The organism is Coleofasciculus sp. G1-WW12-02 (genome assembly GCF_040219735.1).
Taxonomy (GTDB): Bacteria; Cyanobacteriota; Cyanobacteriia; order Cyanobacteriales; family Coleofasciculaceae; genus Coleofasciculus.
On the sequence record NZ_JAVJRX010000154.1, the window covers coordinates 1 to 20,011 of the forward strand.

Sequence of the window (20,011 nt, forward strand, 5' to 3'; positions counted from 1 at the left end):
AAATCGATTGGCGATACTCACGACTTTCGCCTGTGCTAGACTAATTTTATAGATTAACACATTATTTATTACAATACAAGACTAAGAGAAAATAAAAAGTCGTCCTAAAAGGACGAGGCTTGTATCCCTAGTTCTCGGTCAAATTGGAAATCTATTGTCAGCGTCTACCCATTTTTAATTGATTATGACTGATTCGATTCGCTTTCTCATGTGTTCCCCAGACCACTACGACGTGGACTACGTGATTAATCCCTGGATGGAAGGGAATATTCATAAGTCCTCGCGCGATCGCGCCGTCGAACAGTGGCACAAATTGCACCATGTCCTCAAAGACCACGCGATCGTGGATTTGGTTAACCCTCAACAAGGGTGGCCCGATATGGTGTTTACGGCAAATGCGGGGCTGGTTTTGGGTAAAAATGTTGTCCTGAGTCGGTTCTTGCACAAAGAACGCCAGGGTGAGGAACCCCATTTCAAGGAGTGGTTTGAAGCCCAAGGCTACACTGTCCACGAACTCCCCAAAGAACTCCCCTTTGAAGGCGCAGGTGATGCCCTTCTCGATCGAGAAGGACGCTGGTTGTGGGCGGGCTATGGCTTCCGTTCAGAATTGGATTCTCACCCCTATCTAGCAAAATGGCTGGATATTGAAGTCGTCTCCCTGCGACTCACCGATGAGCGCTTCTATCACTTAGATACCTGTTTCTGTCCCCTGAGTGGCGGCTATTTACTCTACTATCCCCCAGCCTTTGATGCGTACTCCAATCGCTTAATTGAGATGCGAGTCGCACCGGAAAAACGCATCGCCCTAGAAGAAGCCGATGCGGTGAACTTCGCCTGCAATGCGGTGAATATTGACCAAGTTGTGGTCATGAACAAAGCTAGCGATCGCCTCAAGCAACGCTTGGCTGAGGCGGGGTTTAGGGTGATGGAAACACCCCTGACGGAATTCCTCAAAGCAGGTGGCGCGGCTAAATGCTTGACCTTACGAGTAACTGAACCTGTCCGTACTGAACTCCACGCCAATGTCCAGGTAGAAAGCCGCACTATTCGCCTGGAAGGACATTTGCTAGACTCTGGACTCATCAGTCGCGCCTTAGATCTGATTGTCGAAACCGGCGGTAGCTTCCAGGTTCTCAACTTCGAGCTGGGTGTCCAACGGCAAAGCACATCTAACGCTGAGATTCGCGTATCTGCACCCTCCCATGATGTGATGGAAGAGGTGATGAGCCAACTGATTGAGTTGGGCGCTGTCGCTCCCGCCCAAGAGGTGTGTGATGCTAATCTAGAACCCGTGATTCAATCGGGTGTAGCGCCGGATGACTTCTACGTCTCCACGATTTATCCCACAGAAGTCCGGATTAAAGGTGAGTGGGTGAAGGTACAAAACCATCGCATGGATGGGGCAATTGCGATTACCCAGATTGACTCCCAACCCATCGCTCGGTGTAAAATCCTGCGGGATCTAGAAGTCGGTGAACAGGTGATTGTCGGTGTAGAAGGCATTCGCACAGTTCACAAGCCGAAAACCCGCGAATCGCGTGGGAGTGAAGAATTTAGCTTCATGGGCGCTGGTGTCTCATCGGAACGCCGGGTGGAATTAATTGTCGAGCAAATTGCCTGGGAATTACGCCAAATTCGCGATCAAGGGGGCAAGGTTGTTGTTACAGCAGGTCCGGTGGTGATTCACACCGGGGGTTCTCAACATCTAGCGCGTCTAATTCGTAAAGGGTATGTGCAGGCGCTGTTGGGTGGTAATGCGATCGCAGTTCATGATATTGAGCAATCCCTGATGGGAACCTCTCTGGGCGTGGATATGAAACGGGGTGTCCCGGTGCGGGGTGGACACCGACACCATCTCAAGGTAATTAATACCATCCGTCGTTATGGCAGTATTGCTGGGGCTGTGGAAAAGGGAGTATTGACAAAAGGCATTATGTATGAATGCGTGACACATAATGTTCCCTTTTCCCTCGCCGGTTCCATTCGCGATGATGGACCCCTACCCGATACCCAGATGGATTTGATTAAAGCCCAAGCCGACTATGCCAAGCTGCTGGAAGGGGCGGACATGATTTTGATGCTGTCTACGATGCTGCACTCCATTGGTGTCGGAAATATGACGCCAGCCGGGGTAAAAATGGTTTGTGTGGATATCAATCCAGCCGTTGTGACTAAGTTGAGCGATCGCGGTTCATTAGAATCCGTGGGTGTGGTTACCGATGTGGGCTTATTCCTGAGTTTGTTGGTACAGCAGTTGGATAAGTTGACCAGTCCTTATCAACAGTCACTATAACCGATTGAGAAATTCTCATGAAAGATGAAGGATAATTTTCATCCTTCATTTTTTTATTAATGTAGGGGCGTACCGATGTGCATCTGTGTCAACTTAAGGGGAAAAGCTTTCCGTGTGAAATGTTGAATCTCGTTACCTTGAAAATAACCCCCCTTAATCCCCCCTTGCTAAGGGGGGAAATGTTCCATGTCGGTTCCCTCCCGGTTCCCTCCCCTTTATAAGGGGAGGGTTAGGGTGGGGTCAGATCAAGGTATTGCTTTCTTTTTTAGCTTAAGTTGACACCAATGACCGATGTGCGCCCGATTTAACCTGAAGTCCCCCCCTCCAGATGTACTACACCCAGGGTCAGAGGACATTAACTTTTTTGAGGAACCGTGGACTGAACCGAGGAGCGTTTGTGTAACTTATTAAACCAATTTCTTAAATGAATATACTTTACTTGCCAATCTTCATCCAGGCGCAAGCTGTAGTAGCCCAGGGAACATAAAGCAGCTACATCGGCGGCTGTCCAGGTTTCATCCCCCAACAAGTAGTTAGACTTAGCTAATTGTTGATCAAAAACTGGTAAAAGGCGATTAATTGACGTTTCTAATCTTGTCCGATAACGAGTATCGGTGAAATTATTCTTCAAATTTAGTAGCCATAAATTGATAATAGTATCACCTAAATAATCCGCGAGTTCTTCCCATTTACGACACTCAAGCCTTGCCCGAGGCTCACTGGGGTAAAACCTCGGTTGTGGATAGGTTTCGTCTAGATACTCCGCAATTAATGTAGAATCCCAAATCAGCGTGCCATCTTCATCGACAAACACAGGGACTTTACCAATAGGAGAAAGATTGATAAATTCCGGGGGTTTATCAAGCAGATTGATTTCTCTTAGTTCGCACTCTAAATTTTTCTCAGCTAACAGGATTCGGATTTTCCGAGAAAAGTTCGATTGTTGATGATAATACAATATTCTATTCATTTTAACCATAAAATCTATTCCACCATTTTAGCTGTGCCGAACCATCACGCTAACGCATCCATGTCAAAGAAATCAGACACTATTGAGGAAATAACGTTCAGGAAACTTTTCTGTAATCATCATTACAGGTTTACCCTTAGAAAATACGCGATAGGTACGGGAGAGGAGATTGTCATTCGGCTCAATAGTAAAATACTCCGCTAAACTATGAGCCGGTTCTTTCGCTGAATCCAAAATTTCTTTGAAGGTTTCCACCTTTTGCTCTAACCAAATCTTACCAATTGGGGTTTTGGTTTTAAATAATTCATGTCTAAAATTATCATCAAGGCGTTCGGGAACCAGGATTGATTCCGCGTAAATATAGTTTTTGCGACTAATGCGCCCTTGGAGTAAGATGCGTCTATCAATTACTTCTGTCCCTTCAGCTAATTCCATAGCTGGAAGCGATTCGGGAATGGGAATGAGATTTTGTGATAGTTTGAAAACCTTTATCTGTTCAAATAGATAGGCTTCCAGAATATCGGTTAATGTACCATCGGTGGTTAGTAAAATTCTCTGAAACGTACTTAATGTAGCAGGATTGATATGATGACGCTCTAGAGACTCTTGTAAATCGTCTCGCATTAGGTGTTCGTTCGCTATCAATCGGCTCATGGTGGCTGAACTCCTCTTTCCCCTATCCAGTTGGTTGAGTCAAAAACGCTAAAACCGAGCTTTTGTATACAGTCAGCGTTTTATTACTCTGAAACTTTACATTTATTTACAACTACAATAAATAAATGTAGCACTCTTACGACGATTTGACCACCTGAGCATAATTGATGTAGAGACGTAGCATGCTACGTCTCTACATTTAGAGGAAATAGTCGTGCTGGGATCACCCTACACCCAGTCTCATGCACCAACAACCACACCACCGTTCGGATGCAGCACTTGACCCGCCATATAAGACGCATCTTGAGAAGCTAAGAAAACGAAACTCGGTGCAACCTCCTTGGGTTGTCCTGGACGCTTCATCGGAACTTGTTTACCAAACGTTTCGACTTGCTCACCAGGAAACGCATCAGGAATAAACGGTGTCCAGATGGGACCTGGCGCTACACCATTTACGCGGATGCCTTTCTCAATTAAAGGTTGGGAAATGGAGCGAGTAAAGGCAAGAATAGCACCTTTTGTCGCCGAATAACTGAGCAGAGACGAGTTACCTTTATATGCATTAATTGAAGTCGTGTTAATCACAGAACTCCCTGGCTCAAGGTGAGGCAAAGCCGCCTTAGTGAAATAGAACATTGAGAAGATATTTGTCGCAAATGTGCTACCTAATCGGGCTGAGTCAATTTCCTCAATGCTCTCTTCTAGATATTGCTCCGCCGCGTTGTTGACCAGGATATCCAGCTTGCCAAATTCATCAACTGTTTTCTGAACCGCTTCTTGGCAGAACTTTTCGTTGCGAATATCGCCAGGAATTAATAAACAACGACGACCATAGGATTCTACAGCTTCTTTTGTTTCTTGAGCATCTCCATGCTCGTCTAAGTAAACAATCGCAACATCGGCTCCTTCCTTGGCATAGAAAACCGCAACAGAACGACCAATCCCACTATCTCCGCCAGTAATCAAGGCTACTTTATCCAGTAACTTGTCACTACCTTTATAGTTGGGATCATCATATTCAGGCTTTGGCGTCATTTCTGACTCTAAAGCCGGTTTTCTCTCTTGTGATTGAGGGGGAATTTTATCGGGTGTAATTGTCATGATATAGGGTTTTTATGTCAGTTGTGATGGTTCAGGCAAGGGAATAAAAGACATCCCCGATCTTCATTCGTTCGTAGTCGGCACTTTAGTGCCTCAAGTGACTTTTTAAAGAGGTCTTGTTGATACGTTATCGATGAGTAGCAAGGGCGGGTTTTGTTGTTCAGTTATTTTTGAATAGCTGGCTATAGTTCCTAAACCCGCCCCAACAATAGAAGATGAATGCCTGACGTATTGTGACGGCTAACTGGGATTAGCCAGCCGCCACTCTAGTCACCTACATTTGGCTTTGCAATTTTTTCTTGACTTCCTTAAATTGAGTTGCCATTTGTTCTCGCTGCTCTGGGGAAAGATTCTTCCGAATAGAAGCAAACATAGTGCTTTCTTCTTGACGAGTGTGATCGCCAATCATGTCTTTCACCTGCTTGAGTTTGGATTTAAACTCGGAGGAAGTCGGATCTAGCTCTTTCATCTCATTCAGAATAGTTTCTAACTCAGCCTGCTCATCATAGAGTTCCTGAGTATCATCCTCGCCATAAAATGAACGAACTTGAGGATAGACGATTTCTTCTTCCGCCTTGGCGTGAACAATTACATCCTTGTAGAGCTGTCCAAAAAACTCCTGGATGCGCTGCGGATTGTTGGTTCCCTTAATTTCACTAATTAAGGTTTTCGCTTTTTGGTGATCCATGAAAATGATATCCATGATATCCATATCAGACCTGTCAGAAGCCTGAGTCACAGCACTACCAATCACACCCGTCATCGCAGCTACTGCATCCTGAACTCGTCCCCAAAGCCCTTGATCAGGTTCTTCACCCGTTAACTCTTGAGTGCCTAAATATTCCAACATTCCCTTAAGTCTTTCCTGATGAGCCCGGTTTTCAAAGTTAACCGAATTTAGGGGGGAAAGTGCTTCCTCGACATCCGCACCAGCGATTTGAGCTGCCTTATGAACCACAAGTCCCGACATGACTTGTCCATGTTTCAGGAGTTCATGCTGAGCCAGTTTCTCATAAAGGCTGAGTTCAGAGCTTTTCATCATCTCCTGAGCCTGTTCAATCATTTTTTGAACTTTCTCTTTTGGCTCAGATTGAATTCCATACTGAGTGATGCTTGTTTCCAGAACGTCCAGGTTGTTCTGGTCATCCTCCAACATGTCTTCTAAGCGACCAAAAATCTCGTTGTTTTTACATTCCTTTATAAATTGCTGTTCATTAGCAATAATTAAATTTTGAATTGCCCGCATATCGGCAAGCTTTTCAGCAATGGCAGAGCGCTTAGCATCAGTAAGGGTAGCAACCATTCTCTTGTGTTCTCCTAATTTACGAGTTGTTTATTAAGTGAGTAGCTTGATTTTAAGGATTGACTCGCTATTCAGATATGCCTATGATGATATAGACTTATTGTTTACCAAAGTCTCCTCTGGTGTTCGCTGAACAGTAGCATGTTTTGAGCAGACTAAAGGTTTAGCATTGAAACGTCTGTCTGAATCACATAAACTCAATAGCAGAAATATCCAATCTACTCAACCTTAAACCAATCGAATTAATTGGCTTATTTCAGAGTAGCTCTATAGCCAATAATGATTAATCTATCTGAGGGTAGACTGTTGGCTAATTCAATGGTCAATTGTTTAGCAGAATGTTGGAGGAGGATAATCCGTTAATTTAGGTAAAGTACGTCTATCGGCATAGGTCAAATTACTAGAGAAAAGCTATGCGGAAGAGATAGGGTGAAACGTTATTTATTGGAGTTAAGCTCTTTTTTGGGAAACCACCACAGCTTGATGAAGCATAGCCGCAAGTTCAGCACGGCTAGCCGGTTTATTCGGATTGAGCAAATCGCCTTGAGGATAGCCAGCGACTAAACCTGCTTTGATCGCCGCTGCGACGTTGGCGATCGCATAGTTGGGTATTTGATCGCTATCTTGGTACTGTTGTAAGGTTTTAGTGGGTTCGGATGGGGGTTTAAGGTTTAGGGCTTTAGCCAAAACCACTAATGCTTCTGCACGGGTGATCGGTTGGTTGGGACGAAATTTATCATCCGGATATCCAATGATTATTCCCGCTTTAGCCATCTCCTCAATCGCCTCAGCGCCCCAGTAATTGGGGGGTAAATCTTTAAACGCGATTGCCTCCGGCATTGCGCTCCGCGCGATCGCACGCCGCTTGGGTTGTGGATCAAATGCCTTCTGTAGCATAGCGGCTAACTCTCCACGAGTGGCAAATCGCTGCGGTTTAAATTCACCCTGGGGAAAGCCCACCACAATATCTCGCTGCGCCAAAGCTGCGATTGCAACGTGCGCCCAAAATTCATCCGGTACATCAGAAAATTCCACCGAGGGAGTAGGTGTGGGGGTTACGGTTGGCGTTACAGTTGGGGATGGAGTTTTCTCCGGCGCTCCAGGTGCTGGAGCCGCTTGCATTCTCCCTTGCACCCCTGGAACCCGACTCCCCTGCACCTCAGCTTCCCGACGAGGTGTTGTCTCAGAAGTGGATAACTCAGGAGTCGTCGGTATAGGTTTAGTCGGCTCTGGAGATTCCGGTGTTGAGTCAGGTTGAGGTGAGGGCGGGGAAAACCCCAAGTCTTGCAGAATCTGATCTTTATATTCTCTACCTATCGCCCAATAGAAAATACCGCCAATTGTTGTCAATGTCACAATAATCGCAATCCACTCATCCAAATTGAGAGGAGATGGGGGTTCTGGCGCAGAGGGAGGGGACATAGCGATCGCGTAACATAGGAACATATAAACTCTTACAGAAGATTAGCGATCGCGTCTGGATAATTCACAAGGGAAATCCTGGAACTTTACCCTGAGACAGGTGATAGACAATATAGTTAAGGATTAACGTGATAGTAGTTGTGAATATAGAAACCTGATATGAAAGATATTTCTGACAAAACGACTCAACTGGCACAGAAACATGGCAAGCAGATTGAGGAGCAGGGCAAACGTCTAGAGAAGTTGGGGAAATCTTTCAAAGAGAGAGGGAACCCAGAACATGGAAAGTCTCTAGAAGAGTACAGCCAAACTATACAGCAGGAAGCGAAAGCTTTAATTGAAGAAGCTGAAAAGTCTGATCAAAAGCACGGTGAAGCCTCTAATCAAGCTTATGAAGCCGCCGTGAACCATCATGTAAAAGCCACTAATGCACAGACAGAAGCCATCAAGGAGCAAGTAAAGATTAATCAAGATTATCTGAAGAAATCTCAGAAGATGACTAAAAAATCCCAGGAGTCTCAAAAGTAAGGGACTCGTGCGTCAGTTGGTGTAATAGCAGTTAGTGATCGAGAATAAGGTAGAGACGTTCCGCCGGAACGTCTCCACAAAGTAATAATTCATATTGTCTGTAAAAGCTTGGTTGATCAGTTAGTTAAGTGTTGAAGTTATAAAAAACCAGCTTCAGCTTTAAGTGTTACTGAGCAGTTTTGTAAGTTTCAAAAAAATGTGCCGATTTTTCCAAGCTTTTACCCCCCAATACAGTATTGTGCAGCCCAGTATTACTTGAGAAATCCATTTGAGCCACTGTATGTGAAGTCCCATTTGAGAAAGTCCCAGCACTAAAGCGTCGTCACAAAAACTGAGGAGTAAAAGTGATGACTGGCTCAGAAAACGAACCATTGGATTTTCTAGGTTATTCTCCATTGTTAAAATTTAATAGTTTGATAATTCAATCGGAAGTTAATGATTGTAATTTAAAAAAAACAATGAATCAGGCAATCACTAAACTTAGATTAACAATTAAATTGTCTGGCTGCTGACCCTCTGGAGTTAGATTAAACTCATTCGAGGGATAGAAATTTTCGGGCGAAGCCACATCTACCCCCTTGCCATCTAGTGCTCTAGCAAAACATCTGTTTAAAACCACTCGAACTAATCATTTAGTGTCATCAGTCTTTTTTGAGGTGGGTGTGACTGAAAAAGTCAAAAATAAGTTATTGCCGATAACGGGATTCTACCTTAGACAGATGAATCTCACTCGAAATCTTAGCTTTAATACTACTTAGCTTATAGATAATTAGGAATCCATCTCCCACCTCACTTTCGTAGGTGGGGGTTAAGGCGAGGCAACGCCCCATAGCCAATAAAGTGTTAGAATATCGAAATCTTGAGCGGTACGGTAAAGGACGGAAAAATTCCGAGTAATCCGGAGACACGACCCCTCAAGGGAAGGTAAAACAGCCTGTAAATCTTGTGTGGTCGGTTTATATACATCAGACCCTAGGTAAAAGTTTTTCTAAGCCCCATAGCGAAAACGACTTGGGGGTGTTTACGGGCAAAAGTTCCCGTAACACGGTGAGAATGCCGCCTGTCGCGAGGGATAAACCCTTGTAATTAAGACACCCACACCTCGCGATTCAGGTGGGGGAGCATTCAGGATAGCTGTATTTCCTATACCACTAACCTATGACCACCACTAAAGAAAAATTGCTCATCGCGATCGAATCTACCCCAGAACCCATTCTGGAGCAAATTCTCGACTATCTGGAATACCTCAAAACCCGACCTACCCGCCCTACCACTCGCTCTAGAACCGTTCCAATTTCGGATGGGGAACCCATTGTGCGCGGCTCTAAAGCCAAAGACTTACTAAAATTCGCTGGGACTTGGCAGGGCGAAGACTTCGAGGAATGTCTTCAACTTGTTTACGACACTCGCTCCCCAGGCGAATTCTGATGTATTTGCCGACAATGATTTCCAACGCCTTCAACAGGTAGAACCTTTTGCCTTAGACTCTTGGGTTTGAATGATTTTCATCCGGCTCAATCAAATAATCCTCACTGTTTGGCTCTATTGAACATTCTGGAACCACTCCGTCACCCCATCTGCGATCGCACGGGCTAATCTCTGTTGTTGCTGCGGATTAGTAATCCACTCAAATTCCTCCGGATTAATCATAAATCCAAGTTCTAATAACACCGATGGCGCGGTATGAGGGCGAGTGAGTGCTAGATTATTCCAAAACACCCCATAAGCAGGACGATCTAACTGGTTCACCAGATAATTCTGCAAAAATACCGCCAAATTATGGGCTTGGGGATGATACCAAAACATCCCAACCCCTTTAGTATTCATCGCGTCACCTGCATCAGGGAGGGCGTTGTAATGAATTGAAAGCGCGATCGCAGGTTTAATCTCATTAATCATATTCACGCGATCGCCCAACGACACCGCCTGATCCGCTTCCCTTGTCATATATACCGTTGCACCCTTTTGGCGAAGTTGATCTCGCAGTAACTTCGACACAATCAAATTCACATCTTTTTCCGGATAACCTGTGGGTCCCCTCGCCCCTAATTCCGCCCCCCCATGTCCTGGATCTAAGAGGATTTTAATTCCCGTTAGGGGTTGTAAAGCATTTTCAGGGATAACTTCTAAGTTTTGAGTGCGAACAGTTGGCGGATGACGTAAGCTTAAAATAAGGTTAGTTTGGTCATATCTCACGTCATAACCCCATTGTTGGTCAGATTTCAAGTTAAAGGTATAGTTAACTTGAGTAGGTGTAACTTGTTGCCAATCCAAGCGTTTAATCAGGGGGTCATCATCCAAGCGGATCACATCAGTTTGGGCGGTTGTGTTATGCAGCGTTAGCGTAAACGTGCGATCGCCTTGCTGAACACTCACCGGTACAGGTGTGCTTAAAGGAAACACGACTTCTGTCGCCCCTGGAATCTGACGAGCGCGGATACTACGAATCATGGCTGTCGGGGGAACAGTATTGGGAACGATACGCACCTCTTCGGCTTTAATCCACGCCCCATAATCCAGACGCACCCACTCCCCTTCCCGCCCCGTAATCGTCGCCCTGACGCCTTTGGGTAAGGGAGTGAGGCGAGAATAGGTGGTACTTGGTCCGGTTCGCGCTACACCTGCATCCACGATTACCTCAGCCACCTCTAATTCAACGGGGTTGATAATTGAAATCTGTCCGGGTGCAGCTTGACTTATGGTTTTCCCATTCAAGGTTAGCTGATATTGCGGTTGTCCTAAATTTGCCGCGATTTGTGCGGTTGCACATCCCTGATAGTAACCCGTCGTCGATTGAACACCAACCTGATTTTGAGCAATTAATCCGGCTGAATTTGGCGGTAACTGGATATTCTGGAATTGAGCCATCAACGGAATGGCTTGATTTGCCAGGTTCACTGTTACCGTAGCATTCGGCGGCGCGATCGCACTAAAACATAAGAGTTCTCCAGGTAATCGGGCAATATCGACGTTTGGGGTTAGGGAATCCTTGGCAAAGGTTAACCCGGTTGGCAGGTTTGGGGTAGGGTCAACACGAGTTATATTAATCTGAATTGTCTGGTTTTGATAGCGCAAAGTAAAGCGATTTTTGCCCAATTCCAAGGGAAAACTCGGCGCAAAATGTCCAGCCGAACTACGAGGGATAACTTGACCATTGACGCGCACCTCTCCGGTTGGTGGTGCTGTACCAATTAAGAAAATTTGTGCCGCCGTGGTTTGATGATTGTCAGACGGATAAGTAAGGAAAAGAGGGTGTTCCGCCCAAGCTGGAGATGCAATAACTGATGCTAATACAGCTAATCCTAGGATAGTTTTCATTTGTCATTTGTCATTCGTCATTCGTCATTTAGACAGGGAGGGTTTAGTGACATTAGGGTGGGCAAAAAACGATAGTAGTGAAACCCGCCCCTACACCCTGCCTACTTTTTCAATCGGATAAAAGATGAGTGGGTAATCCATCAATGCTTTGGATATTTTTCGCCTGCCAATATTCATAAATGCCCTGTTCTCCCTTTTTCTCTGACCATTCAACCAGAGTTTCTCGTTCACCTTGAAATTCATATAGGGGAACACCATAGCCACAAGAGGTTTGCACGGATTCAATATCTAGAACAATAATTTGCCGTTGTCCTGGCAGCGAATTAAAGTGGGTATAAAAGGTGTCCCATTCTGGAGCAACGGGGCGAATTACCCGCCCTTGACCGTAAAGGCGTAAAATTAGAGGTTTATCGGTAAAACTGCAAAACATGATCGTTAGTCTACCATCGTCCTGCAAATGAGCCGCCGTTTCATTGCCACTACCTGTTAAATCCAGGTAAGCGACGGTTTTCGGATCAAGACAGCGCAACGTGTCCATCCCTTTGGGAGATAGATTAATCCGCCCCTGTCGAGGTGCTGTCGCCGTAAAAAAAATCTGTTGTTCTTTGATAAAGTTTTGTAAATTTGGGGGGAGTTCTGAATAAAATTTTGCCATTGTCCTCTTAATCTTCGTAATATTTATCCATGCTGCTATGAATAAATTCTACGGGAACAAGCGTACCATGGCGTTTAACCTGAATGGGTTTAACCAGTCTATTATTGATTATCAAGGACGACTTTTGCGCTTACATCTTAGACCCAATGCGAACACGATCGCACCTGTCAATAGAGAAAACGAGGGTTCTGGAACAGTAGCTGTGCGAGTCACATAAATTCCTGCCCAAGAATCTTCTTCCGCATCCCCTACCATACTAGCCGTCAGTGCCAACCAGCCGTCGCGATAGCCGTCACGCTCAATGCCAACCGAAGAAATAGTTAGACCCGTCGCTTCCGGATCTAACACCTCACCGAGCATAGAGGTATCCACTACAGTTAACAGCTCTGAATCTAGCCCCAACAGAGCATAAATCCCTTCAATTCCGGAATCTTTGCTGCCTTTAAAAGTAATTTGCGAACCATCAACCGCAACAAAAGCTGTGGAACGCCAGCGTGCCAGTTCCAAGTCACCCTCCTCATCTTCACCCTCACCAACCCCAGGTGGACGACCGGAGAAGTTCCAGAATAGAAAGTCAGAGAAACCTTCCTCACCCGTTTGGGCAATAAGCTGAGTCTCTAGCGTTTCGGTATTCGTGAGGAAAATACCTTGGTTAGCAGCGACTTCAGTGGTAAAGCCATTGGGATACAAGCTTTGGCAATAATCAACCCGCGCTTGATTGCCCTCTTCCGGACAAAATAGGGTAATCGGTTTCGTCTCGCTACCCAATGCTCCCCAAAATGCCAGATAATTTCCATCGAAGGACAATGCCTCACCCAATCGAGTGAAGGGCAAACTGCTACCTGGTGCAGTTTCACCAAGAGACACTAATGGATTAAGGGTTCTCGGCTCAAGCAACGATACTTGATAGATACCGCCCAAAGTTGGCGATTCCTCATTATCAACGCCGAGAAATACAGCATTTCCCCTCGCGGCACTCGGCGGTGCTGTTGAACCAAAGAGAATGCCCGTAGGATTGTTACCAGGGATAACGGTATTGCTATCGGCAATCAACTCAACGGAATTCGTGCCACCATTCGCCAAGACATCCCGAAAATAAACCCCCGTCTTCCCTTCTCCTGTTGCCTGATCCGTCCAATTTCCCTTAAAGACGATGGTGCTGCCATCGGTGGGTGCAGGTGCGCCAGGAAACTGGTCAAATCGCGTAGTGGGGCTACTGCTTGGAACGCTGAAGTAGTCAAATCCACTCACTTCACCAAGCTGGCTAGCTCCCGTGATCAGCTCTCCCATGGGATTGGTGTAAATTCCGGAAGTCCCCAACTGAGTCACTGTTTCCCCCGTGACCGGATCGATAACCTGCCATACTGGGTTAGATTGTCCACGGGTCGCTGTCATGCTAGAATCGATATCGATTCGCGGGAAAGACGGAAACTCCGTAAACTCGGCGCTGGTGTTGTTCGGCTCAGGTACAAGAGAACCCCGTGTTGCGATCGCTTCGATCGAACCAAGATTGAGCAGATCACGGCTAAAGATGCCAGTACTCGGTTGCCCACCTTGTCCACCTCGACTGCGAGCACGAAAGACAACAAGACCACTGCTATTGACTGAGGGTTGATTATAGCTGTTAAATAACCGATTAGTGCCAGGAATGTTATCACCGTTGTTGACGACTGTGGTGAAATGAAACGGTGAAGTGTCTGAAAAGGTAGCTGCCTGTAGGGGCGATTCATAGACTAGAAAACAAGTGGTTCCTAGAAGTGCAGCTTTGAAGAATAAAGTAGCTTTTTTCATAAACAACCTAAACAACACCCTATATTTAGGTTGAGTATACGGAAAATCGCCCTATTTTTGGTAAAGAAGCTGTAAAATTTGAGAGCTGATTTATGAAGTAGAGATGAAGAGGCTCTCCTTGTGCAGTGAGTTTAGGGCTATGTTGAGTACAGTGACTATATATATATTAGATAACGAAACATCAACTTTTGTAAAGGTATGCGGATAATTTGTTACCTTGCCAGTCGGAAGCGATCGCAAGTCGTCTAGCTTGGGAATAGGGATGAGCGTTGGGTGGGAGAGGGGCTGGGGGTTTTGGCATAGTCAGCTATAGCTCATGGTGCTTAAGGAGAAAAGAAGGACTAAAAAAGCGTCAGGCTTTCGTGGTGGACATTCCAGACGGAAGCGGATGTTCAACGTAAAGGATAAAAGAATCCCCAAAAAGCAATCAGGCATAGTACAGACGAGTTGTAAATGGGGACAATAGAGAAAGGATTTTCCAGAGGAGACGGGTGGCGTCTGAAATTAGGAGAAGCGAGTTTCATTGGTTTGGGTGTACAGGGTGATGGCAATTTCAATAACCGGTCAGGGGAAGATTACTCTTATGAGTGATTGAGGGCATCCTGCTCTAGCTCTCCTCGAAACAATCTTAAAAGACTGTGGCACAATTAACGGGGTGCATCTTGAAAAGTCTGGCGTACTTAAAAATTCTATGGCTAAATTTGTCTTTGTAACGGGTGGGGTTGTATCTAGCATCGGTAAGGGTATCGTTGCTGCAAGCTTAGGACGATTGCTCAAATCACGGGACTATTCGGTGTCGATTCTTAAGCTAGACCCCTATATTAACGTCGATCCGGGAACCATGAGTCCCTTTCAACATGGGGAAGTTTTTGTCACAGCAGATGGGGCGGAAACGGATTTAGACTTGGGACATTATGAGCGCTTTACAGACACGCTGATGTCCCGCCTCAATAGTGTCACCACTGGATCAATCTATCAGGCGGTTCTGAATAAAGAGCGTCGCGGCGACTATATGGGGGGAACGGTGCAGGTGATTCCCCATATTACCAATGAGATTAAGGCACGGATTCATCGGGTGGCTCAAAATACTAATCCGGATGTGGTAATTACGGAAATTGGCGGCACAGTCGGGGATATTGAATCATTACCATTTTTGGAAGCAATTCGTCAATTCCGTAAGGATGTGGGGCGCAATAATGTGCTGTATATGCACGTTACTCTCCTACCGTGGATTCCTTCTGCGGGTGAAATGAAAACCAAACCGACTCAGCATTCGGTGAAAGAACTGCGTTCTATTGGTATTCAGCCTGATATTTTAGTCTGTCGGTGCGATCGCCCTCTGCAACCGGGGATTAAAGAAAAACTCTCGGAGTTCTGCGATGTGCCTGTGGAATCCGTGATTACCTCTCCCGATGCCAATAGTATTTACGAAGTCCCCCTGATTTTAGAACAAGAAGGACTGGCAAACCAAACTCTAGATCTATTGCGAATCCCGCAACGGGAACCGGATTTAAGCCAATGGCAAACCCTGGTGGAACGAATGCATCGCCCAATCCATAAGGTAGAAATTGCCATTGTCGGCAAGTATATCCGCTTGAGTGATGCTTATCTATCCGTTGTCGAAGGATTACGCCACGCCGCGATCGCATTGGGGAGCGAATTCAACCTACGTTGGGTGAGTTCGGAGGATATTGAAACCGAGGGCGCCGAAGACTTTTTAGCCGGAGTCAACGGTATCATTGTTCCGGGAGGTTTTGGTATCCGAGGCGTAGATGGCAAAATTGCGGCGATTAAATATGCCCGTACCCATAAGATTCCCTTCCTCGGTTTATGCTTAGGAATGCAATGTTCTGTAATTGAATGGGCGCAAAATATTGCCCTGCTTGAGGATGCTCATAGTGCTGAGTTTGTACCTAATGCTCGTAATCCCGTGATTAACTTGTTACCTGAACAGCAGGATGTTGTGGACTTAGGCGGTACGATGCGCTTAGGGATGTGTCCTTGTCGGATTCTGCCGAATACCTTGGCAGCATCACTCTATGGGGAAGAGGTGATTTATGAACGTCACCGACATCGCTATGAATTTAATAATGCCTATCGCAACCTGCTTTTAGACACAGGTTACATGATTAGCGGGACATCTCCCGATGGTCGCTTAGTGGAAATCATTGAATACCCCGATCATCCCTTCTTCCTAGCCACTCAGTTTCACCCAGAGTTTAGCTCTCGACCGAGTGCCCCCCACCCCTTGTTTAAAGGATTTGTACAAGCTGCCATAGAACAATGCCAGGGTGAGGTTTCAAGTCCCCCAACTGATGCTCCCATTATCGAGCAATCCCCAGTGCAGGTATCGTGACCTAGAGGTTTGAATTTTGAGTTATGAGGCGAGCCAAAATTATCTACAACTCATAACTCAAAGCTCGCAATGGCTTGAGGAGGTTTTGTGGCGTACTGGATAAAAATTGATTACGAACGCAGCAATTATGTGATTGATCTCGATCGCATCAGTGCGTTTGCCTGCGCTCCCAACGGCAAAATTATTTTCTGGTTGCCGAATAGTGCCCACCAGATTATCATTAATCAACACAGTGACCCCGAGGGGTATCATCAAGTTTTGGAGTATATTAAACAAGTCTCAGCTCATTCCCTAGCCGGATCTTGGATTCAAGTTAGATATGAACGCAGTGACTATGTAATTGATCTCAACCGCATCAGTAGCTTTTCTCATGCGGCGAGTGGCAAGTTAACTTTTTGGTTACCTGATAGTTCAATCCCCATTATTATTAATGAGCAAACTGATCCAGATAGTTATCAAAAGATTCTTGATTATATTAAACGTAAAACGGGTTATATTGTGTAAAATTAGGTGCAAGAGCTAGGTAACTTCTCTCTTTTGACTAACACCAAATCCTAATCCGATAATAGTTCTGCTTCGGTGAGGTCAATCATTGGCACACCATAACGATTTAAGTTAAGCAGGAATGAAACTCTATCCGTGCCAATTAATGCGGCTGCCATTCCCGATGATAGGCGTTTCATCTCAAAAAGTTTCACTGCCATTGCCCATTTTGCCTCTTGTTCAAACTGTTCTTTTGTTTAGGTACTTATTTGCCTATTTCACACGTTACCAGTTTCTCGGCAAAATAAAACATGTTTAACCCCCATTTTGGAAATCCCAATGCTGTGGGAAGACACCATAGTGGAAAATGCCCCCTTGGAGCGTTGAGGTTACAGATTCGCTCAGGCCATGAATCTCCTTGCTGCCAAGCTACAAGATTGCTATGTTCCCAATTACCAGGATCATTGATTGACCAACCAACCTGTTCGCTAAACTGACCCCAGAGCCGCTGTCCTACTTCCACATCAATCTTCCCCCCTAAATCATGGTAAATTTCCATTTGGACTCTGAAGCCCCATTTTCCCTTGCTATAGTACAGCCAAAGTTGATCTATAATGCGTAAGTCTTCACATGGTAAGTCTTGGAGCAGCAATCGATTCAGCCAGACATAACCTCCCTCATTACCAGCAGCCTGGCGCATTAAACAATTTGTTTTCATATCAGCCTCTTTCCATTTCTCGTCTGCTAGGAGAGTTTGTAATACTGTATAATCAACTCCTTTTTCAGAACGTAGTTTGATTACTGGCTTGTGAATTTCGGGTTGAGATTGGTGATTGCTCATTAGTTGCTCCTGATAGTGGGGTAATAATGCCTAGCCTACCATAGTGGTAAACTAATCGCGCCTTTGGTAAGTCTTCAAAAGCACTACATCGGTGAGTCTACCGATGATTGCGGTGTGGCATTCACCGGAAAACTCGTCTTAACCGCAATGGTTTTTTGTTTGGACATCAACCGCTTGCCAAACTTGGCATAAAGTGCAAGAAGCACCAACAATGTCAAGGCTGTAGAGGTAAACAAACCACCCAAAACCACAATTGCCAACGGCTGTAAAATCTCATTTCCGGCTCCACTCGCGATCGCACTTCTAACTCCAGAGATTACCTCATCCATGCGGTGGGAGTGTCAAGATAAGAACAGAAAACAATGTACCTCACGAACTTGAAACGCGCTGTATCTGTTGCCGTAGATAAATTGAAACCCGAAGTATGGCTATTGTTTATTGCTTTTGTCATTCCCTCTGTGCTGCTCTATTCAGGTTTTTTACCCAGGCAGTTCTTATTTCTTACCCTAGGCGGCTTTCCCACAGTCGTCATGATAATTTATGTGTCTATCAACAGAGTGGCTCCACATAAACTAGGGCTTTCGCTAGAGCTTTCATCAGTACGCGAGATACTGCCTTCTACTCTGTTCCTGCTTCTGTTAGGTTGGATCTTTTTAGCTTTACTCCCTTGGTTTTTAGGTTCTCCCCGTTCTCTGTATCTAGAGTTCGGTTACTATGGCTGGTATTTTGGCATGTCAGTATTTCAAGAGCTGGTATGGAGAGGATTCGCTTTCCTGATTCTAGAAAAAATAATTGGCTCTCGTGAGAGAGCTGTGATACTTTGCTCTGCAAGTCTTTTTGCTTTCTCACACATTTACTTTCGTAGTGTTCTAATTGTTGCTGGCACCTGGCTGTTGGGCTGGCTATGGGGAAAAAATTACTGGAAGTTCAGGAGTATTTCTGGTCCTGTAGTTGCCCACTATCTTGTGGGGTTTCCTTTTATTCTCTTAAACTACATGGGAGGTAATCAAACTTGGAGTCTATTCTGACACTTGTGTTACGATCTTTGCACTTTGAGGTGGTGAAGATGTCAATGCAAGTGTTCTGGGTTATGTCCCAAAATTAGCAATACAAAGAAAGGCAGTCTGAATATCCATCTGTCAAACTTTTGGAGGATAATTTTTGGGAGTAGTTGACTATTCGCCAAGGAGAGGTGAGCGGGTTTTGTTAACACTTCACCGCATCGGAAGAGGCAGTTAAGTATTTTATCTATAGTTCATCATTTCTCATTTGTAAGGCTAATTTAGCTGCCCCTACCATTCCCGCTTGATTCCCTAGGGTAGCCGTAAGTAACTGTAAACCGGCACGAGAACTCGGTAACACTCGACGTTCAATTTCTGCCCATGCTGCTGGTAAGAAAAATTTGGCACTGGCGCTGACTCCACCACCAATAACAATCGCTTCTGGAGTGAGGACATAAATCAAACTCGCCAATCCTGCGCCTAAATCCCGTCCGTAATGGTTCCAAAAGTCTAACGCCTCTAGATTGCCTCCGTTTGCCAAACGACCCAGTTCAGCCGGGTCTTTTCCAATACGGCGACGAATTGCACCAATGGATAAATATTGTTCCAAAGATCCTTGATTGCCACTATTACAAGCAGGACCGTCTGGATTGAATGTGATTAACCCCAACTCCCCGGCTGCGCCTTGGGAACCTACAAAGAGTTTCCCATCTAAAATAATTGCCCCACCAACACCAGTACCCAATGTGAGCATAATCAGATGGCGAAATGGTCGTCCTGCACCTAACCAAGCTTCACCTAAACCCGCACAATTGGCATCATTGGCGATAATCGTCGGGCAACCTGTTTTGGCTTCTAACCAATCGGCTAGGGGAATATCAAGCCAATTGTTGAGATTAATCGCCACTCTAGCAATCCGTCCAGCGGCATCCGCAGGTCCTGGAGTACCCACACCAATGGCAATAACGCTATGGTTAGGATTGAGTTGTGCGATCGCGTCTGCCATCACCTCAACCACAGCTTTTGGGGTTGAGGGTTGAGGTGTCGCCACGGTTAAGGATTGGATGCAAGTGCCATCTTTCTGGAAGCGCCCCAGCTTAATCGCGGTTCCGCCTAAGTCAATACCAATTACGTCATTTGTCATTTGTCAGGGAGTAAGGATTCAGGTCTGTGTTTGGCTCATCAATTAGCCTGGGTGTACGAGCCTTTCCAAAGTAATGTGGAAAAGGAAATTCAGTCACATCGGCGAGTGCGCCCAGGCTCTTTTCCCAAAATAGGTCTTGCCTGAGACAGTT

17 protein-coding genes and 2 pseudogenes are annotated in these 20,011 nt (G+C 45.4%); 6 read left to right on the forward strand and 13 right to left on the reverse strand.

Features of this window, described 5'->3' with window-relative positions:
• Positions 1-184 precede the first annotated feature (184 nt).
• Entirely contained in the window at positions 185-2,293 is a 2,109-nt protein-coding gene (gene argZ, locus RID09_RS24790; RefSeq protein WP_446338582.1) for a bifunctional arginine dihydrolase/ornithine cyclodeaminase, read from the forward strand.
• Between the two features lie 355 nt (positions 2,294-2,648).
• Here the strand turns inward: argZ and RID09_RS24795 are convergent, their stop codons facing one another.
• The 5 genes from RID09_RS24795 to RID09_RS24815 all read right to left on the reverse strand — a co-directional run bounded on the left by RID09_RS24795 (position 2,649) and on the right by RID09_RS24815 (position 7,767).
• Positions 2,649-3,263, reverse strand: a complete 615-nt coding sequence (locus tag RID09_RS24795; protein ID WP_446338583.1) for a glutathione S-transferase family protein — start codon at positions 3,261-3,263, stop codon at positions 2,649-2,651.
• Between the two features lie 72 nt (positions 3,264-3,335).
• On the reverse strand, positions 3,336-3,917 hold the full coding sequence (locus RID09_RS24800) for a chorismate--pyruvate lyase family protein (protein ID WP_446338584.1): 582 nt from the start codon (positions 3,915-3,917) through the stop codon (positions 3,336-3,338).
• A 240-nt stretch (positions 3,918-4,157) separates the two neighbouring features.
• Positions 4,158-5,018, reverse strand: coding sequence for an SDR family oxidoreductase (locus tag RID09_RS24805; protein WP_446338585.1), 861 nt, complete (start codon positions 5,016-5,018; stop codon positions 4,158-4,160).
• 274 nt (positions 5,019-5,292) lie between these two features.
• A complete protein-coding gene (locus RID09_RS24810) occupies positions 5,293-6,321 on the reverse strand; it encodes a hemerythrin domain-containing protein (RefSeq protein WP_446338586.1) in 1,029 nt (342 codons plus the stop codon).
• 450 nt (positions 6,322-6,771) lie between these two features.
• Positions 6,772-7,767 carry an S-layer homology domain-containing protein gene (locus RID09_RS24815; protein WP_446338587.1) on the reverse strand — a complete coding sequence of 332 codons (996 nt, stop codon included), beginning with the start codon at positions 7,765-7,767 and terminating at the stop codon, positions 6,772-6,774.
• A gap of 135 nt (positions 7,768-7,902) precedes the next feature.
• Between RID09_RS24815 and RID09_RS24820 the strand changes: the two genes are divergently transcribed.
• Entirely contained in the window at positions 7,903-8,271 is a 369-nt protein-coding gene (locus RID09_RS24820) for a hypothetical protein (protein WP_446338588.1), read from the forward strand.
• Positions 8,272-8,957: 686 nt separating this feature from the next.
• On the opposite strand, the gene RID09_RS24825 is transcribed toward RID09_RS24820, so the two are convergent.
• Positions 8,958-9,101 (reverse strand): hypothetical protein, encoded by a 144-nt coding sequence (locus tag RID09_RS24825; RefSeq protein ID WP_446338589.1) that lies wholly within the window; start codon positions 9,099-9,101, stop codon positions 8,958-8,960.
• Positions 9,102-9,429: 328 nt separating this feature from the next.
• On the opposite strand from RID09_RS24825, the gene RID09_RS24830 reads away from it, so the two are divergent.
• Entirely contained in the window at positions 9,430-9,699 is a 270-nt protein-coding gene (locus tag RID09_RS24830) for a hypothetical protein (RefSeq protein WP_446338590.1), read from the forward strand.
• A 114-nt stretch (positions 9,700-9,813) separates the two neighbouring features.
• On the opposite strand, the gene RID09_RS24835 is transcribed toward RID09_RS24830, so the two are convergent.
• The 3 genes from RID09_RS24835 to RID09_RS24845 form a co-directional block, all read right to left on the reverse strand.
• Complete coding sequence (locus RID09_RS24835; RefSeq protein ID WP_446338591.1) at positions 9,814-11,589, reverse strand: N-acetylmuramoyl-L-alanine amidase; 1,776 nt, start codon at positions 11,587-11,589, stop codon at positions 9,814-9,816.
• Positions 11,590-11,698: 109 nt separating this feature from the next.
• On the reverse strand, positions 11,699-12,244 hold the full coding sequence (locus RID09_RS24840; RefSeq protein ID WP_006099186.1) for a pyridoxamine 5'-phosphate oxidase family protein: 546 nt from the start codon (positions 12,242-12,244) through the stop codon (positions 11,699-11,701).
• A 111-nt stretch (positions 12,245-12,355) separates the two neighbouring features.
• Positions 12,356-14,035 carry a DUF7453 family protein gene (locus tag RID09_RS24845; protein WP_446338592.1) on the reverse strand — a complete coding sequence of 560 codons (1,680 nt, stop codon included), beginning with the start codon at positions 14,033-14,035 and terminating at the stop codon, positions 12,356-12,358.
• 691 nt (positions 14,036-14,726) lie between these two features.
• On the opposite strand from RID09_RS24845, the gene RID09_RS24850 reads away from it, so the two are divergent.
• Positions 14,727-16,391: a CTP synthase gene (locus tag RID09_RS24850; RefSeq protein ID WP_446338593.1), complete on the forward strand. Its 1,665-nt coding sequence runs from the start codon at positions 14,727-14,729 to the stop codon at positions 16,389-16,391.
• Positions 16,392-16,478: 87 nt separating this feature from the next.
• Positions 16,479-16,895 (forward strand): hypothetical protein, encoded by a 417-nt coding sequence (locus RID09_RS24855; protein WP_446338594.1) that lies wholly within the window; start codon positions 16,479-16,481, stop codon positions 16,893-16,895.
• A 50-nt stretch (positions 16,896-16,945) separates the two neighbouring features.
• On the opposite strand, the pseudogene RID09_RS24860 reads toward RID09_RS24855, so the two are convergent.
• The 3 genes and pseudogenes from RID09_RS24860 to RID09_RS24870 all read right to left on the reverse strand — a co-directional run.
• Positions 16,946-17,131 (reverse strand): annotated as a pseudogene (locus RID09_RS24860) (UPF0175 family protein); the annotation flags it as partial.
• Positions 17,132-17,139: 8 nt separating this feature from the next.
• On the reverse strand, positions 17,140-17,715 hold the full coding sequence (locus RID09_RS24865) for a GUN4 domain-containing protein (protein WP_446338595.1): 576 nt from the start codon (positions 17,713-17,715) through the stop codon (positions 17,140-17,142).
• An 83-nt stretch (positions 17,716-17,798) separates the two neighbouring features.
• Positions 17,799-18,014: pseudogene (locus RID09_RS24870) on the reverse strand (efflux RND transporter permease subunit); the annotation flags it as partial.
• 78 nt (positions 18,015-18,092) lie between these two features.
• On the opposite strand from RID09_RS24870, the gene RID09_RS24875 reads away from it, so the two are divergent.
• Positions 18,093-18,743, forward strand: a complete 651-nt coding sequence (locus tag RID09_RS24875; protein ID WP_446338596.1) for a CPBP family intramembrane glutamic endopeptidase — start codon at positions 18,093-18,095, stop codon at positions 18,741-18,743.
• Positions 18,744-18,963: 220 nt separating this feature from the next.
• Here RID09_RS24875 and RID09_RS24880 read toward each other — a convergent pair whose 3' ends face one another.
• Positions 18,964-19,860, reverse strand: a complete 897-nt coding sequence (locus tag RID09_RS24880; protein ID WP_446338597.1) for an ROK family protein — start codon at positions 19,858-19,860, stop codon at positions 18,964-18,966.
• Positions 19,861-20,011 lie beyond the last annotated feature (151 nt).

Coding starts and splice junctions, on each gene's coding strand:
- RID09_RS24800 (WP_446338584.1), bottom strand. CDS start 3,917: ATGAGCCGATTGATAGCGAACGAACACCTAATGCGAGACGATTTACAA.
- RID09_RS24865 (WP_446338595.1), bottom strand. CDS start 17,715: ATGAGCAATCACCAATCTCAACCCGAAATTCACAAGCCAGTAATCAAA.
- RID09_RS24820 (WP_446338588.1), top strand. CDS start 7,903: ATGAAAGATATTTCTGACAAAACGACTCAACTGGCACAGAAACATGGC.
- RID09_RS24825 (WP_446338589.1), bottom strand. CDS start 9,101: ATGGGGCGTTGCCTCGCCTTAACCCCCACCTACGAAAGTGAGGTGGGA.
- RID09_RS24830 (WP_446338590.1), top strand. CDS start 9,430: ATGACCACCACTAAAGAAAAATTGCTCATCGCGATCGAATCTACCCCA.
- RID09_RS24880 (WP_446338597.1), bottom strand. CDS start 19,860: ATGACAAATGACGTAATTGGTATTGACTTAGGCGGAACCGCGATTAAG.
- argZ (WP_446338582.1), top strand. CDS start 185: ATGACTGATTCGATTCGCTTTCTCATGTGTTCCCCAGACCACTACGAC.
- RID09_RS24845 (WP_446338592.1), bottom strand. CDS start 14,035: ATGAAAAAAGCTACTTTATTCTTCAAAGCTGCACTTCTAGGAACCACT.
- RID09_RS24810 (WP_446338586.1), bottom strand. CDS start 6,321: ATGGTTGCTACCCTTACTGATGCTAAGCGCTCTGCCATTGCTGAAAAG.
- RID09_RS24815 (WP_446338587.1), bottom strand. CDS start 7,767: ATGTTCCTATGTTACGCGATCGCTATGTCCCCTCCCTCTGCGCCAGAA.
- RID09_RS24850 (WP_446338593.1), top strand. CDS start 14,727: ATGGCTAAATTTGTCTTTGTAACGGGTGGGGTTGTATCTAGCATCGGT.
- RID09_RS24805 (WP_446338585.1), bottom strand. CDS start 5,018: ATGACAATTACACCCGATAAAATTCCCCCTCAATCACAAGAGAGAAAA.
- RID09_RS24835 (WP_446338591.1), bottom strand. CDS start 11,589: ATGAAAACTATCCTAGGATTAGCTGTATTAGCATCAGTTATTGCATCT.
- RID09_RS24795 (WP_446338583.1), bottom strand. CDS start 3,263: ATGAATAGAATATTGTATTATCATCAACAATCGAACTTTTCTCGGAAA.
- RID09_RS24840 (WP_006099186.1), bottom strand. CDS start 12,244: ATGGCAAAATTTTATTCAGAACTCCCCCCAAATTTACAAAACTTTATC.